Origin of the sequence: Alkalibacterium putridalgicola (assembly GCF_040959045.1) — a bacterium.
In the GTDB taxonomy this organism is placed as follows: domain Bacteria; phylum Bacillota; class Bacilli; order Lactobacillales; family Carnobacteriaceae_A; genus Alkalibacterium; species Alkalibacterium putridalgicola.
The window spans coordinates 2,197,436-2,210,110 of record NZ_CP162615.1; the positions used below are offsets into that span (position 1 = coordinate 2,197,436).

The window sequence follows — 12,675 nt, forward strand, 5'->3', positions numbered from 1 at the left end:
TAAAACTAGTGAAAATGTCTATATCGACTCTTTATCTGTTAAATTTTTTCTCATTAGGCTCTCATTTTTTCAGATCCAGTGCTTTTTTTACAAAAGAAACGAACAGTGGATGCGGACGGTTCGGTCTTGACTTGAATTCTGGATGGAACTGACAGCCGACAAAATACGGATGCTGCTCGACTTCAATGATCTCAACAAGGCGGTTGTCCGGAGACACGCCTGAGAAGATGAGACCCGCTTCTTCCAAGTCAGTTCTATAATGATTGTTGAATTCATAGCGGTGACGATGGCGTTCATCGATCACCTCTGCATTTGCATAAGCTTCCGCTGTCACTGACCCTTTTTTCAGTTCACATGGATAAGACCCCAGACGCAGCGTGCCGCCCATATCGACCACATCTTTCTGGTCAGGCATCAGGTCGATGATGTTGTGTTCGATGTCAGGCTTCACTTCAGCTGATCCGGCACCTTCGATTCCTGCGACATTGCGGGCAAATTCGATCGCCGCCAGCTGCATCCCAAGACATATCCCAAAAAACGGCACGTCATTTTCCCGGGCATAACGGATGGCCAGCATCTTACCTTCCAGACCGCGCTCGCCGAAGCCGCCGGGAACTAAAATACCATCCACGTCCTGAAGTTCCTGCACCACTTCTTCTAGAGATAGCTGTTCGGCATTCACCCACTTGATGTCGATGTCTGAATCCACCGCATAGCCGGCATGTTTCAGCGCTTCGACGACGGACAAATAGGCATCCGGCAGTTCGACATATTTCCCGACGATCGCGATACGGGTTTGATTCTTCAAGTTCAGCACTTTCTCTTCCAGCGCTTTCCATTCGGTCATGTCCGCTTCTTTGACATCCAGCTTCAAGTGGTCCACAACGATCTGATCCAGCCCCTGCTTCTGCAGGTTCAACGGGATCGTGTACAGTGTTTCGACATCCAATGATTCGATTACCGCACTGGCATCCACGTCCGTGAACAAGGCCAGTTTATCTTTTAAATGCTGGCCGACCGGATATTCCGAGCGGACGATCAGGACATTCGGCTGGATCCCTAAACTGCGCAGTTCTTTCACGCTGTGCTGGGTCGGTTTGGTTTTCATTTCCCCGGCCGCTTTCAGATAAGGAATCAGTGTCGTGTGGATATACATCACATTATCAGGTCCCACATCCCGTTTCATCTGACGCAATGCTTCCAGGAACGGAAGTGATTCGATGTCTCCGACCGTACCCCCGACTTCAGTGATGACAACATCTGCATCTGTGGTCTCCGCGGCACGCATGATCTTGTTTTTTATTTCATCTGTAATGTGCGGAATGACCTGGACCGTTGCGCCCAGATAATCCCCGCGACGTTCTTTGTTCAACACTTCGGAATATACTTTACCGGTCGTGACATTCGAATACTGATTCAAGTTGATATCGATGAACCGCTCGTAGTGGCCTAGGTCCAGGTCCGTTTCCGCTCCGTCTTCCGTCACGAATACTTCCCCGTGCTGATACGGACTCATCGTCCCGGGATCGACATTGATATAAGGATCGAATTTCTGGATCGTCACATTCAAGCCTCTGTTCTTCAAAAGGCGCCCTAATGAAGCTGCCGCAATACCCTTCCCGATAGACGAGACAACGCCACCTGTTACAAAAATATACTTTGTCATAATCATTTCCTCCTAAAAATGTCTAGGGAGTAAAATCGGCCACAAAATACGAAAAACTCCCTACTCAATTAAGAATAGGGAGCCTGAATTATGCTTATTGTCTGCACCTGAAATAAATCGTTTTTTGACCCATTTATTTGTAGAGTGCCCACAAAATATATTAAAGATTTTCCGCAGGATAGTCAAGCCCGCAGCCATAATTTTTTGGACGTGTTCAACTATTCCAGTTTTCTGCCGCGAATAAGGTGTAAAGACACCCGTTAAGTGATAAAATGAATTCACAACGCGCTTCATCTTTTTAAAAGGCAATCAGCCCGGAGGTTAAGCGAATACATAAATTTCAGAAAGGAGGCAAATAGTGGAAAAACAGGCTCATATCCACCTCACAAAGGCAGACGGTGCCGGTTATGCCCTGCTCCCCGGAGATCCCGAGCGTGTGTCCCGAGTGAAAGCATTTCTGGACGATCCAATAGAACTCGCTTACAACCGGGAATACCGCAGCGTAAAAGGCACGTATAAAGGCACAGACGTCCTTGTCGTTTCAACTGGTATCGGCGGTCCGTCAGCAGCCATCGCGCTTGAAGAACTGAGGCAGATCGGCGTTCACACCCTTATCCGTATCGGAAGCAGCGGTGCCCTTCAGCCCGAGATCAAAGTCGGCGACTTGATTCTCTGCGAAGGTGCCGTCAGAGACGAAGGCACGTCCAAGGCGTATATCTATGCCAGTTACCCGGCAGTCAGCAATCATACTATTCTTTCAGAACTTAAATCACACGCCGAACAACTTAAAATCCCGCATCATGTGGGACTGGTCCGCAGCCATGATTCCTTTTACACAGATAATGAAGAAGCGATCGATGCCTACTGGTCCAAGCAGGGTCTCATCGGTTCAGACATGGAGACCGCCGCACTGTTTACCTTAGCTCGACTACGCGGCCTGCGTGCGGCTTCTATATTAAATGTGGTCGTTCCATACTCAGGCGACCTGCAGGCCGGGATCAACCAGCTTCAGTCCGGCGAGTCTCTGACTAAAACAGGGGAACATAATGAAATCAGGCTGGCTCTGGAAACCATTGCATCACTCAGCAAGAAACAAACTAAGACATCATAAGGAGTGTTTTCATGAACAACAACAAAAAAAGCATGTGGTCACTGAAATTATCCACCGCTGCCATCGTCCTCATCCCGGCAGCTATCGGTATCAATTATATTGGAAAATTGTTCGCCAGCCTGCTGCGCCTGCCGCTGTGGCTGGATTCGATCGGGACCGTGTTAGCCGCCATGCTTGCCGGCCCGGTCATTGGTGCGGCAGCCGGTATCATCAACAACATTATTTACGGCATCACCGTCAGTCCCGTATCGACCGTCTACGCCATCACGAGCGGAGCCATCGGTATCACTGTCGGGGTCATGGCTTACAAAGGCTGGATCGCCAACGTTAAAAAAGCGACCATTGTCGGTCTGGTCACCGGACTGGTCGCCGCCATTGTGTCCACACCGCTCAACATGATCTTCTGGGGCGGTCAGACAGGCAACATTTGGGGCGACGCCTTCTATACCTTCCTGATTTCCAATGACGTCCCTCAGTGGCTGGCATCCTTCGGCGACAGTATCGTCGTTGACGTGCCGGATAAAGTCGTGACCGTGCTGATCAGTTACTTTATTTTCAAAGGCCTGCCAAAATCGCTCACGAACATTTACCGTCAAGATTCCGAAATCGAAGAGCTGTAAAAGGATGATTCTATGAATACCATGACATTATATGTTGAAAAAGACAGTCCCGTTCATCGCCTCGATCCGCTGGTGAAGCTGTTGTATGTCTTCGCATCCATTGCGTTGACTTACATCCTGCCGGAACCCTTGTTTATTGCAGGGGTCCTCTTTGTCACGCTGCTTCTGCTGGTCGTTGGCAAAGTGTTCCGCAACAGCCTGCCTATTTTGACATTGAGTATGTTCCTGATTTTTTCACTCGTTATCGTGCAGGGCTTTTTCCATCCTGATAATGTGACCGAACTGTTTTCCATAGGTCCGCTGGTCTTTTACGAAGAAGGCCTGTATGTCGCGCTCGTACTGGTCCTGCGCGTTTTGGTCATGATCGGCTCGTTCAGCGTCCTCATTCTGACCACGTCACCTGATGAAATGGTGGAACGGCTGATCAAAAAAGGCATGTCTCCACGGATCGGACACGTGATCCTGTCCGTTCTCCAGCTGATCCCGCAAATGCGCGCCACAACCAGTAAGATCACCGACGCACAGCGTTCACGTGGGATGGAAACGGAAGGCAGCATGCTTACACGAATCAAAGCCTTCTTTCCTTTGATGGGACCGGTGGTACTGAATTCGCTGAACGAAACCAAAGAACGGTCCATTGCTCTGGAGATGCGCGGCTTTGGCTCGTCGACGAAAAAAACGTTTTTAAATGAAGAAAAGCAGTATCCTTATAATAAACTGCTGGCCGGTATCATCATCGCTATCGTTATTCTAGGGATCGTCTGGAGGGTCATGGCATGAGTATCATTGAAGTAGAACAGTTGAAATACCGGTATCCCGATACCACTGACCTCGTGCTGGACGATCTGTCCTTCTCGGTTGAAAAAGGGGAATGCCTGGGAATCGTGGGCGAAAACACCGCCGGAAAATCAACCCTCTGCTACGCTTTGGCCGGGCTCATCCCGCATTTTTACAAAGGGGCTTACGGCGGCAAAGTGACCGTCAACGGTCTGGTCGTCCGGGAACATGAAATTGCCGACATCGTTGAGAACATCGGACTGGTGTTTGAGAATCCTTTCTCTCAGATGACCGGGGCGAAGAAAACCGTTTATGAGGAAGTGGCCTTCGGTCTTGAGAATTTAGGTTTAGACCGCAAAGAAATGCACAGAAGGATCGAACAGTACTTGAAACTGATGGATGTCTTTGGTGTAAAAGACAAGTATCCCTTTGACTTGTCCGGAGGTCAGATGCAGCGCGTGGCCATTGCCAGTGTTTTAGCCATGGAACCGGATGTGCTGATCCTTGACGAACCGACGTCCCAACTCGATCCCCAAGGGTCCCGTGAAGTCTTTGAAGTCATCGAGCAGCTCACCGAAAAAGGCATGACGATCATCCTGGTCGAGCATAAAATGGAACAGATCGCCCAGTACGCCGACCGTGTCCTGCTTTTGCATCAAGGCAGACAAGTGGCTCTGGACACGCCGGAGAAAATCTTCTCCCGTCCAGATCTGAAAGACTTCGGGGTCACGCCGCCTGTGGTGACGAATATAGCAAAAGCACTGAACGTCCGCTATCCTGACACTGACCTTTATCCTGTGACCATCGAAGCATTCAAACGATTGGAGGAAGCGAAATGAACACATTTGAACTGAAAGCTGTCGCCTTTTCCTATTCTCCGGATATTCAGATTTTTGATGGCCTTGATTTAACGTTTGATTCACGGACCACAGCGATCGTCGGTCAGAACGGTGCGGGCAAAACGACGCTCGTCAAGCTTATGAAAGGCTTGTTGAAACCGTCTAAAGGAACGCTTTTGATCGACGGTGAATCGATCGATAAACAGACCGCTGCGCAGTTGTCCAGGCGGGTCGGCCTGGTATTTCAGAATCCGAATGATCAGATCTTTAAAACGAACGTCCTGGAAGAAGTGATGTTCGGCCCGCTGAACATCGGCATGTCTCGAAGTGAAGCCGAAAAGGCAGCCCGGGAAGCCTTGCAGAAAGTCGATTTGGAATCTAAAGTGGAAGACAACCCTTACGACTTGAGCCTGTCCGAACGAAAACTGATCGCCCTGGCTTCAATTTTGGCTATGGATACCGAGATGGTGATTTTTGATGAACCAACGATGGGCCAGGATTTTGCCGGCAAGGAAAAAATCAAGGCGATCATTGAAGAACTGCATACTGAAGGAAAACTCGTCTTATGTATTTTGCACGACATGGATTTTGCGGCAGAAGTCTTTGAACGCACGGTCGTCATGAACCAGGGTGAGATCATTCTAGACGGCCAGACGCGGGATGTTTTTTCAAAGAAGAACGTCCTTGAAAAAGCGTATCTGGAGCAGCCCTATGTCACGCAGATCGCTCACGCTTTAGGTTACAATGAAAGCTTCATCCACGAATCAGAACTGATTGCTTTTTTGAATAAAAACGACTGATTCATTACTTATGACTATTATTTAATTTGAACCCTCGCTACAGATATCCCAACGATAAATACCAGTAAGGAAGATGGTTGACATTTAAAAGGAGGGCCACGACATGGCAGGCAAAACAAAACGGTTCGAAGGCGGAGAATATATCAAAAGCATGGTGTACGGCGGGCTAGATGGCATCATCACCACCTTTGCCGTCGTTTCCGGTGTGGCAGGTGCGACACTGGCGGTTCGTGTCGTCATCATCCTGGGGTTTTCAAATCTTTTGGCAGATGGCTTTTCGATGGCTGTCGGTGACTACCTTTCCAGTAAATCGGAAAAAGAATACCGCGCTGGTGTCGAAGACCAGACCGAACGGGAAGTAGTGGAAAATTATTCAGATGCTGTAGACCGCATGTCCCAGTCCTACCAGAAAAAAGGACTTTCCGAAGAAGATGCTGAGTGCATCTCCACGACGCTGGCAAAATACGACGAACCTTTTGTCAGCCAGATTGTCAATCAGAAGTATGGCAGCGACAGTGGTGTCGAGAACCCGATCAAGAATGCCACAGTCACGTTCTTTTCCTTCTTTATTTTCGGCCTCATCCCCCTTCTGGCTTATGTCTTTTCTTCATTCAGCCCATTCATGATGGAGAATGCCTTCCTGCTCGCTTCCATCCTGACCGGGATTACGCTGTTCATTTTAGGCGCACTGAAATCCCGCGTCACCCAGTCAAACTGGTTCAGATCCGGACTGGAAATGCTCTTAGTGGGTGGCCTGGCGGCGATCGTTGCGTATCTCGTCGGCTATTTACTGGGAAGATAATAGCTTATATTAAAACCCACGCTTATCAGTTGAGTCTGATAAGCGTGGGTTTTGCGTTTGAATCCTTTTACTATTTGTAATTTATAAATATTTATTTACATCTTATTGATACATTCTTTCTAATTATATGAACTGTCAAAATAGAATTAAATATAATTCTATAGTCCTAGTTGAAAGATATCTATAACTCTCATATTAATACTATTTAGATGAAGTTTAGTAAATTTTTTTTAAAAAAATTTCATAAAACTCCGTGCCCAAAGTAATACATATTAAAATCACTTTATATGAAATAGATTCTGTAGGCTGACTAAAAACAGTAATCATGAGTAATATACTAGTACCGGATATAATGAGTCTACTTTTCAAGTAAGGATTTCCATTATTCAAGTCTCTTATCTTCTGTGATGTATATAAAAATAGTATTACTAACAATAATATAGCTAGCCCAACAACTGTTTTAGAGAAAGAAATTTCAGCAAAAAGATAAATACCACTCGCCAAGAGATTTAAACTAAATAATAATATTAAACTCATATAATTCCTCTTTTCCAGATCATCTGATAGTAGCTTTTCGCACACTGTTTCGACTCTCAATCGGGTATTCAGAAGTTAAAGTGATACGAACACCTGCTCCATATCTATCAGTTGCGCTCCACTGTCTCATGATTCCTGCTGCATTATAAAACTTAGTGGCTAAAACTGTAGTAGAAATACCAGTAAAAAAGGTCCCAAAGAATGCGAGTGGGATTGAAGCTAATATTCCTCCTGTTGTTATTATATTCGCATTGTTTTGAAAAGTGCGAGCTAACTCTCGTATAGAAGGCCCACTTATTGCATATGAGTTCACGCCGCCCTGAACAAAGCTATGTGTAATACCAGAACTGGCTCTAAGTAAAGAAACCTGGCCTTCGTTTGAATATGTAATCTCTGCTCCTTCATATTTTGTTACTAAATCAAAAAGCTGTTCTTTAGAAATATCATTATCTGATGAGTTTATTGTCTCAAGCTCATTTTCAAATTCAATAAACAAATCATTCTTTGTGATCTTGTTTAGGCTCTGATCATCTATATTTTCTGAGTATTGTTGTTGCGTTTTATTGTTTTCTGCAGCATATACCTGTTGTGTGCTTACTATGGTTGGCAATAATACAGGGCTCAGCATTAAAGCAGTCGCGCCTATAATCATTCTTTTTTGGTTGAACATATTTATTCCTCCTAAACAATTGTTAATATAAGATATTTATCTGAAATTACTGTAGCTATAAGAGTCGCTAATGAGTGAACTCGAAGGTAATCAAAATTATCATATTCACATTAAAAGTTTTTTTGATATTTAAGTAATGAGCATTTTTTTAACGTGTTACACGACAAAATCTAAATCGAGGCCTTTTGTGTCGTGACTTTCGCTGTCCCCATCTCCAAAAAGGGGTCTTCATTCGCCGGTACAAGGATGATCGTTCCATCTTGTGTGTAAACAACGATATATTCCTGATCAGGATCAAGCTTTATCCCATTATTTGAGGGCAGCTCCACCACGACCGACTTCCCCTGTAAACGTGTTATTGTTTTAAGCATATCTTCACCTCTCTTTATATCTGAATCGACCGACTCTATGTATTACAGATAAACATTTTAACCATGATTCTCTAGTACATTGAATACTTTCAATTTTTTAACTATCCATATCCTATCACTTAGAAAAATGATCGTTTATCCATGAATTTCCCATCAGAACAAGAATCAACGATCATGCTGTCCTTTTTATTACTTAATCTAAATAAATTCGGAGACTACCAGGAATTTTCAAACAAATTACTCTATATCATAGACCATTTCTTGCACTGATTTATACCTTATCTACTTTTATTGTATACCACCCAATCTGAAAAGTGTGAAAATGGTAGTGTAATCCGACCAATTATTTTTTGGAGGTGTTATTTTGAGAAGTGGTGAATGGAGGAGCAAGACTGCTAAGTACAACGAAAATGTTGCATCTGGCTTTACAATTCACGCTTCATTTTCTTTTATATAATCAACAATTGATGATATCTCCCCAAGGGACTCTTGCACATTGACGAAAATAACACCATCACCTTTTGGTAAACATGTGATAAATACTGGGAAATCATTATTCTCGTGATATTCATCAGCAATTTCAATTAAATCTTCTATTTTAATAGACGCTCTTGCAAAAGGGACGATTGATTCTAGATTGGCTTCAAAATCACTATACTGATTTAAAACAAAATACTTTACTTCATAGTTTTTATTTACAAAAGCAGAAAATTCAGTAGAAATACCGATTATTTCTTTCCTGTTTTTTTCATTGTTTTTGTATTCATCAAAACTGATGCGAGTTTCATTCGAGAAATGTTCTTCGAACATTCTCTGCTCCACCGTTAAAGCTTTCTGCGCGAAGTTTGCGAGGTTACTCATTAACCAAAACCCCTTCATTATCATAAATAATTTCGTCGATGTCTACATTCTGCTGCTCAGTAATATCAACTAATGATTGTATGGGTGTTGTTCCTCCGGATGATCTGTAAAGCATAGACATACCATACATCGCTGTCCTTACGATACCAAAGCCAGATGAAGAACTACCGGCTCCTGAAAGTCTAACCCTTATTCGAGCACCTCTAGGCACGTTTTTCAAATATGGAAGGTTTACAGTTCCACCAGAGCCAGAGATATAGCTTTCTCCTACTACGCTGCCATTATATTGGTAATCAAGCATACCTACTATATAGCATGGCTGTCCGTTTAATTTAGTGTTCCAATTTACTACTGTATTACTTTGACCGGCCGTCAATACTACTGTCATCCCACCTTGACTATAAGTATATGCACTTGCCTTTTCTGGATTATTGAACACTGTAGCAATTCCCATAACAGCTAAACAAATGAAAACGATTTTCTTGAATTTTGTCATGTTATTTCCTGCTTTCCTATTTATTAATAGAATAGTCTTCTTAATGGTACGAACCCCTTTACTATTGCTAATATTAAAGTTGTTAGTAGTTTGCTTTTCCCCTCCCATTTTTTCTAGTTTAAATCGCTGTTTTCTTCTACATTTATATAAACCAAAGGATTATAGCACATATGAACATTGATACTCCAAATATATAACTATATTTCTTCAATTCGTTTGGCTCACTCTTATATTTACTGATAACGTATAAATATAAGGTGCCTGCCAACATCATAAATATTGAAATATATCCCATAGATGTCTACCTACCTTCTGATTATCTTGAAACTACATTGTAAACTAAGGCATATGTCATTCTAACTTCTACACCATTGCCATTATTATTTACATCCATCCTATGCCCTAATAAACCCATATAGCCACCACTTACTACTACTCCTGCAGCAAACGGGGGGAACCAACTATTTGCTAGTCCTCCACCAATTGTTGTCGTCCATGCTATGGTAGTAAAAGCATTTACGGCACGTATAGTTGCAGCATTAGTGTATATTGAATTACCACCATACCATGTCTGATGGTGAGTCACACCTTCTCCAGGAGAAGCCATAATGCTAAACATATGATCGTTAGTAGCTTGCTCTCTTATTGTTAAATCGTCATTAACAACGATTGTTCCTTTGTCAACTTGACTGTTAACTGTAGAAAAATGATGTTCTAATTTATCTAACTCATATTGTTCATAAATATTCAACGGCACACTTTCTTCTAATGCTAAATGACCTTGGTTGTCAACTGTCACATATTGCTGAATCTCTTTGAGCTGATTCTCATTAAACTCTATTTCACTTTGAGGCTCAGTTTCAATCGGAGTAACTTCACTAGCAAAGACATTAGTACTTGGAGCAATTCCCATTGTTAGTGTTGATACTATAGCGGCAAACTTAAACAACTTCACTTTTGTACTTTTCATAAAAAACCATCCCTTTCTTTTTGAACTAATATAACCTTACCTGAATAATCCATACTTTCCCTTTTACAATCTAGAAATCGACTAACAGCAAGATAAATCAAAAAAAAATAATTTCACCTGCCAAGTGATGAAAAAAGAACCTCCACTTATTTCTTCTTCCGTACTTACATTTAGAAGTTCATGGCAGTTTCTACAATTCTAATATAAACTTGTTCCTTCAACTGAATAATTGAGCACTTTAGCAATATATTAGGCTATTGACCAACTCCTTTAATGTTTTATAGATAAAACTGCTACGGCTCAATTAAATCTGTCAAAAAATCACCACCTAAAGGGATGATTAGTGATAAAATCGAAAATAACATACATCTCACATCCTTTCTCTTACTGAATTTATTTTTTATCTATACTTAATGTATACCAATAAATACTAGAAGTGTTAAAATGGTAGCGTAATCCGACCATTTAATTTTTGGAGGTGTTCGTTTGAGAAGTGGTGAAGGTTTTAAAAAGCTGCGTGAGGAACGGGGAGTAAGTCAGAGGAAACTGACGGAAGGGATCTGCGCCAGAAGTACACTGGCTACATTTGAGAACGAGGGTAGTTATGGTGGATTATTTAGTCGCATAACTTAGTCTTACCATGCAAGTGTGAAAAAGCATCCATCAAAAGAAAATACTCTATTACAATCGGAAGAAGATATCAAATGCACTTTAAGACAGGTAAAGGCTTGTTTAGGTTTTACTCGATTTTCCGTCCGTGAGCATTCGAAGTTAGAAAGTGAAACGAACCTCGTTTTCATGGCAAACAATTTGAGAAAATATAATGAAAGTAAGCAATTAGAGCGGAACAAAATAGAAAAAGCTGCGTCATTGTATATCTACAGAATGACGCAGCTTTTATATTATTTCAGATTAGTATGGGCCCCTTTAGCCCTTGCCTCATTATCTATTTGGAAATTGTTTCTTTCTGGTAGAAATGAGTATTCAGACTTCGTTCACTTTTTCTTTGTGAGCATTTTCCAAAAAACTACCAGCAAAGACAATCCATATCCCGTAGCAATTATACCTTGAAAATAATAATTGATGACTCCTGTAGTACTATGAAAAACAACAGCAAAAACCGATATATATATTAATATCTTTACTTTGTCTTTATTTTCAGGTAATTTCCATAAATTTAATAATGAGTACATGAAAGTTACGACTGTCACGATAGCTACTAATGTAAGTGGTAAGCCCTCATTTATATTAAATGCATAAATTAGCATTGCCCAAGTCAGGGAAAAAAATAATGGAAATAAAATCTTCTTATACACTAGTGGATCTGATTCATTCAGCATTTTATCAGACTATCTCCTTCTAAATTATAAAATGTATCTACCAAGTTCCCATAGCAGGGTTGGGGAATGCTCCATTCCAATCTACACCAATATAAAATCCTTGGTCATTAACCATAGCTTGAGTAACTTGATACGTGATGGCACCCGCGCTAAATAATCCCACAACTACGCCTAAAACTGTCCCCACTCCCGGAGTAGCAACTGTAGAACCCAATGCAGCTAAAGTCGCTACTACTGCGGGAGCTCCTGCCTGAATTGCTGATGAAAAGTACATCCTCACATCATAATTAGTGAAGTATACTTTCCAATCCGACACGTGTAACATGGGCGACACTATACCATCGTTAACTTGAGTTGTATCTGTAATTTGGGTGGCTGTATTTTGTATTTGAAAAGCAATAGTAGCATGAACTTTTTCGATTTCTTGAACACTAAAATCATAATCTTCTTTTAGTTCAGAATCAGAAACATTTAGAATCAAGTGATTGTTTTTATTCAACTCTAGCATAGAGTATATTGTACTTAGTTTTTTCATGAAATCTTTATCTTATTGAGAAAGTTCTTCATTAATATATGCGGATTTAAAATCAGATTGACTATCAGTTATAGACTTTTCTAATCTATTGTGTGAAAACTGAGGATTTTTCTGAGCATTAGCTATTAAAGGGGCAGTATTAGTAGAAATCACTCCTCCTAGCATACCTATAGTTGCAATTTTAGCGAATATTCTTTGCTGTCTTTTCATAAGTAACATTATCCTTTCCATTTTTGGAATTTTAATTTTTATTTATATACTACAAAAATATAAGGTCCAT

At 41.8% G+C, this 12,675-nt stretch carries 17 protein-coding genes; 7 read left to right on the forward strand and 10 right to left on the reverse strand.

Going from position 1 to position 12,675, the window contains the following annotated elements:
- Positions 1-61: 61 nt before the first annotated feature.
- Positions 62-1,666, reverse strand: coding sequence for a CTP synthase (locus AB4027_RS10465; protein ID WP_368645283.1), 1,605 nt, complete (start codon positions 1,664-1,666; stop codon positions 62-64).
- Between the two features lie 358 nt (positions 1,667-2,024).
- Here AB4027_RS10465 and AB4027_RS10470 point away from each other — a divergent pair, with 358 nt between their 5' ends.
- The 6 genes from AB4027_RS10470 to AB4027_RS10495 all read left to right on the forward strand — a co-directional run bounded on the left by AB4027_RS10470 (position 2,025) and on the right by AB4027_RS10495 (position 6,615).
- A complete protein-coding gene (locus AB4027_RS10470) occupies positions 2,025-2,777 on the forward strand; it encodes a nucleoside phosphorylase (RefSeq protein WP_368645284.1) in 753 nt (250 codons plus the stop codon).
- 11 nt (positions 2,778-2,788) lie between these two features.
- Positions 2,789-3,397, forward strand: a complete 609-nt coding sequence (locus AB4027_RS10475; protein WP_091489582.1) for an ECF transporter S component — start codon at positions 2,789-2,791, stop codon at positions 3,395-3,397.
- 12 nt (positions 3,398-3,409) lie between these two features.
- A complete protein-coding gene (locus AB4027_RS10480) occupies positions 3,410-4,177 on the forward strand; it encodes an energy-coupling factor transporter transmembrane protein EcfT (RefSeq protein ID WP_368645285.1) in 768 nt (255 codons plus the stop codon).
- Positions 4,174-5,013, forward strand: a complete 840-nt coding sequence (locus AB4027_RS10485; protein WP_368645286.1) for an energy-coupling factor ABC transporter ATP-binding protein — start codon at positions 4,174-4,176, stop codon at positions 5,011-5,013. The genes AB4027_RS10480 and AB4027_RS10485 overlap by 4 nt, the downstream gene beginning before the upstream one ends.
- The gene (locus AB4027_RS10490; protein WP_368645287.1) at positions 5,010-5,813 is read left to right on the forward strand and encodes an energy-coupling factor ABC transporter ATP-binding protein; all 804 of its coding nucleotides are present in this window, start codon (positions 5,010-5,012) and stop codon (positions 5,811-5,813) included. Before AB4027_RS10485 ends, AB4027_RS10490 begins: the two co-directional genes overlap by 4 nt.
- A 103-nt stretch (positions 5,814-5,916) precedes the next feature.
- Positions 5,917-6,615: a VIT1/CCC1 transporter family protein gene (locus tag AB4027_RS10495; protein WP_091489588.1), complete on the forward strand. Its 699-nt coding sequence runs from the start codon at positions 5,917-5,919 to the stop codon at positions 6,613-6,615.
- 216 nt (positions 6,616-6,831) lie between these two features.
- On the opposite strand, the gene AB4027_RS10500 is transcribed toward AB4027_RS10495, so the two are convergent.
- The 6 genes from AB4027_RS10500 to AB4027_RS10525 all read right to left on the reverse strand — a co-directional run bounded on the left by AB4027_RS10500 (position 6,832) and on the right by AB4027_RS10525 (position 10,520).
- On the reverse strand, positions 6,832-7,152 hold the full coding sequence (locus tag AB4027_RS10500) for a hypothetical protein (RefSeq protein WP_368645288.1): 321 nt from the start codon (positions 7,150-7,152) through the stop codon (positions 6,832-6,834).
- Positions 7,153-7,171: 19 nt separating this feature from the next.
- A complete protein-coding gene (locus tag AB4027_RS10505; protein WP_368645289.1) occupies positions 7,172-7,822 on the reverse strand; it encodes a hypothetical protein in 651 nt (216 codons plus the stop codon).
- A gap of 170 nt (positions 7,823-7,992) precedes the next feature.
- Positions 7,993-8,193 carry a hypothetical protein gene (locus tag AB4027_RS10510; protein WP_091489592.1) on the reverse strand — a complete coding sequence of 67 codons (201 nt, stop codon included), beginning with the start codon at positions 8,191-8,193 and terminating at the stop codon, positions 7,993-7,995.
- Positions 8,194-8,625: 432 nt separating this feature from the next.
- The gene (locus AB4027_RS10515; protein WP_091489594.1) at positions 8,626-9,054 is read right to left on the reverse strand and encodes a hypothetical protein; all 429 of its coding nucleotides are present in this window, start codon (positions 9,052-9,054) and stop codon (positions 8,626-8,628) included.
- A complete protein-coding gene (locus tag AB4027_RS10520; protein WP_368645290.1) occupies positions 9,047-9,550 on the reverse strand; it encodes a hypothetical protein in 504 nt (167 codons plus the stop codon). The genes AB4027_RS10515 and AB4027_RS10520 overlap by 8 nt, the downstream gene beginning before the upstream one ends.
- A 316-nt stretch (positions 9,551-9,866) precedes the next feature.
- Positions 9,867-10,520 (reverse strand): hypothetical protein, encoded by a 654-nt coding sequence (locus AB4027_RS10525; RefSeq protein ID WP_368645291.1) that lies wholly within the window; start codon positions 10,518-10,520, stop codon positions 9,867-9,869.
- Positions 10,521-11,006: 486 nt separating this feature from the next.
- Between AB4027_RS10525 and AB4027_RS10530 the strand changes: the two genes are divergently transcribed.
- The gene (locus tag AB4027_RS10530; protein ID WP_368645292.1) at positions 11,007-11,153 is read left to right on the forward strand and encodes a hypothetical protein; all 147 of its coding nucleotides are present in this window, start codon (positions 11,007-11,009) and stop codon (positions 11,151-11,153) included.
- A 362-nt stretch (positions 11,154-11,515) separates the two neighbouring features.
- On the opposite strand, the gene AB4027_RS10535 is transcribed toward AB4027_RS10530, so the two are convergent.
- Genes AB4027_RS10535 through AB4027_RS10545 form a run of 3 tightly spaced genes read right to left on the reverse strand, consistent with a single transcriptional unit; the run spans position 11,516 to position 12,605 of the window.
- On the reverse strand, positions 11,516-11,860 hold the full coding sequence (locus tag AB4027_RS10535) for a hypothetical protein (RefSeq protein WP_368645293.1): 345 nt from the start codon (positions 11,858-11,860) through the stop codon (positions 11,516-11,518).
- 37 nt (positions 11,861-11,897) lie between these two features.
- Positions 11,898-12,395 (reverse strand): hypothetical protein, encoded by a 498-nt coding sequence (locus AB4027_RS10540; RefSeq protein WP_368645294.1) that lies wholly within the window; start codon positions 12,393-12,395, stop codon positions 11,898-11,900.
- Between the two features lie 12 nt (positions 12,396-12,407).
- Positions 12,408-12,605 (reverse strand): hypothetical protein, encoded by a 198-nt coding sequence (locus AB4027_RS10545; protein WP_368645295.1) that lies wholly within the window; start codon positions 12,603-12,605, stop codon positions 12,408-12,410.
- Positions 12,606-12,675: the final 70 nt, after the last annotated feature.

What these genes read in the sequence shown, in the direction of transcription:
- AB4027_RS10520 (WP_368645290.1), bottom strand. Translation starts at nt 9,550, where the DNA reads ATGACAAAATTCAAGAAAATCGTTTTCATTTGTTTAGCTGTTATGGGA.
- AB4027_RS10495 (WP_091489588.1), top strand. Translation starts at nt 5,917, where the DNA reads ATGGCAGGCAAAACAAAACGGTTCGAAGGCGGAGAATATATCAAAAGC.
- AB4027_RS10525 (WP_368645291.1), bottom strand. Translation starts at nt 10,520, where the DNA reads ATGAAAAGTACAAAAGTGAAGTTGTTTAAGTTTGCCGCTATAGTATCA.
- AB4027_RS10475 (WP_091489582.1), top strand. Translation starts at nt 2,789, where the DNA reads ATGAACAACAACAAAAAAAGCATGTGGTCACTGAAATTATCCACCGCT.
- AB4027_RS10510 (WP_091489592.1), bottom strand. Translation starts at nt 8,193, where the DNA reads ATGCTTAAAACAATAACACGTTTACAGGGGAAGTCGGTCGTGGTGGAG.
- AB4027_RS10490 (WP_368645287.1), top strand. Translation starts at nt 5,010, where the DNA reads ATGAACACATTTGAACTGAAAGCTGTCGCCTTTTCCTATTCTCCGGAT.
- AB4027_RS10500 (WP_368645288.1), bottom strand. Translation starts at nt 7,152, where the DNA reads ATGAGTTTAATATTATTATTTAGTTTAAATCTCTTGGCGAGTGGTATT.
- AB4027_RS10540 (WP_368645294.1), bottom strand. Translation starts at nt 12,395, where the DNA reads ATGAAAAAACTAAGTACAATATACTCTATGCTAGAGTTGAATAAAAAC.
- AB4027_RS10465 (WP_368645283.1), bottom strand. Translation starts at nt 1,666, where the DNA reads ATGACAAAGTATATTTTTGTAACAGGTGGCGTTGTCTCGTCTATCGGG.
- AB4027_RS10485 (WP_368645286.1), top strand. Translation starts at nt 4,174, where the DNA reads ATGAGTATCATTGAAGTAGAACAGTTGAAATACCGGTATCCCGATACC.
- AB4027_RS10535 (WP_368645293.1), bottom strand. Translation starts at nt 11,860, where the DNA reads ATGCTGAATGAATCAGATCCACTAGTGTATAAGAAGATTTTATTTCCA.
- AB4027_RS10505 (WP_368645289.1), bottom strand. Translation starts at nt 7,822, where the DNA reads ATGTTCAACCAAAAAAGAATGATTATAGGCGCGACTGCTTTAATGCTG.
- AB4027_RS10480 (WP_368645285.1), top strand. Translation starts at nt 3,410, where the DNA reads ATGAATACCATGACATTATATGTTGAAAAAGACAGTCCCGTTCATCGC.
- AB4027_RS10545 (WP_368645295.1), bottom strand. Translation starts at nt 12,605, where the DNA reads ATGAAAAGACAGCAAAGAATATTCGCTAAAATTGCAACTATAGGTATG.
- AB4027_RS10515 (WP_091489594.1), bottom strand. Translation starts at nt 9,054, where the DNA reads ATGAGTAACCTCGCAAACTTCGCGCAGAAAGCTTTAACGGTGGAGCAG.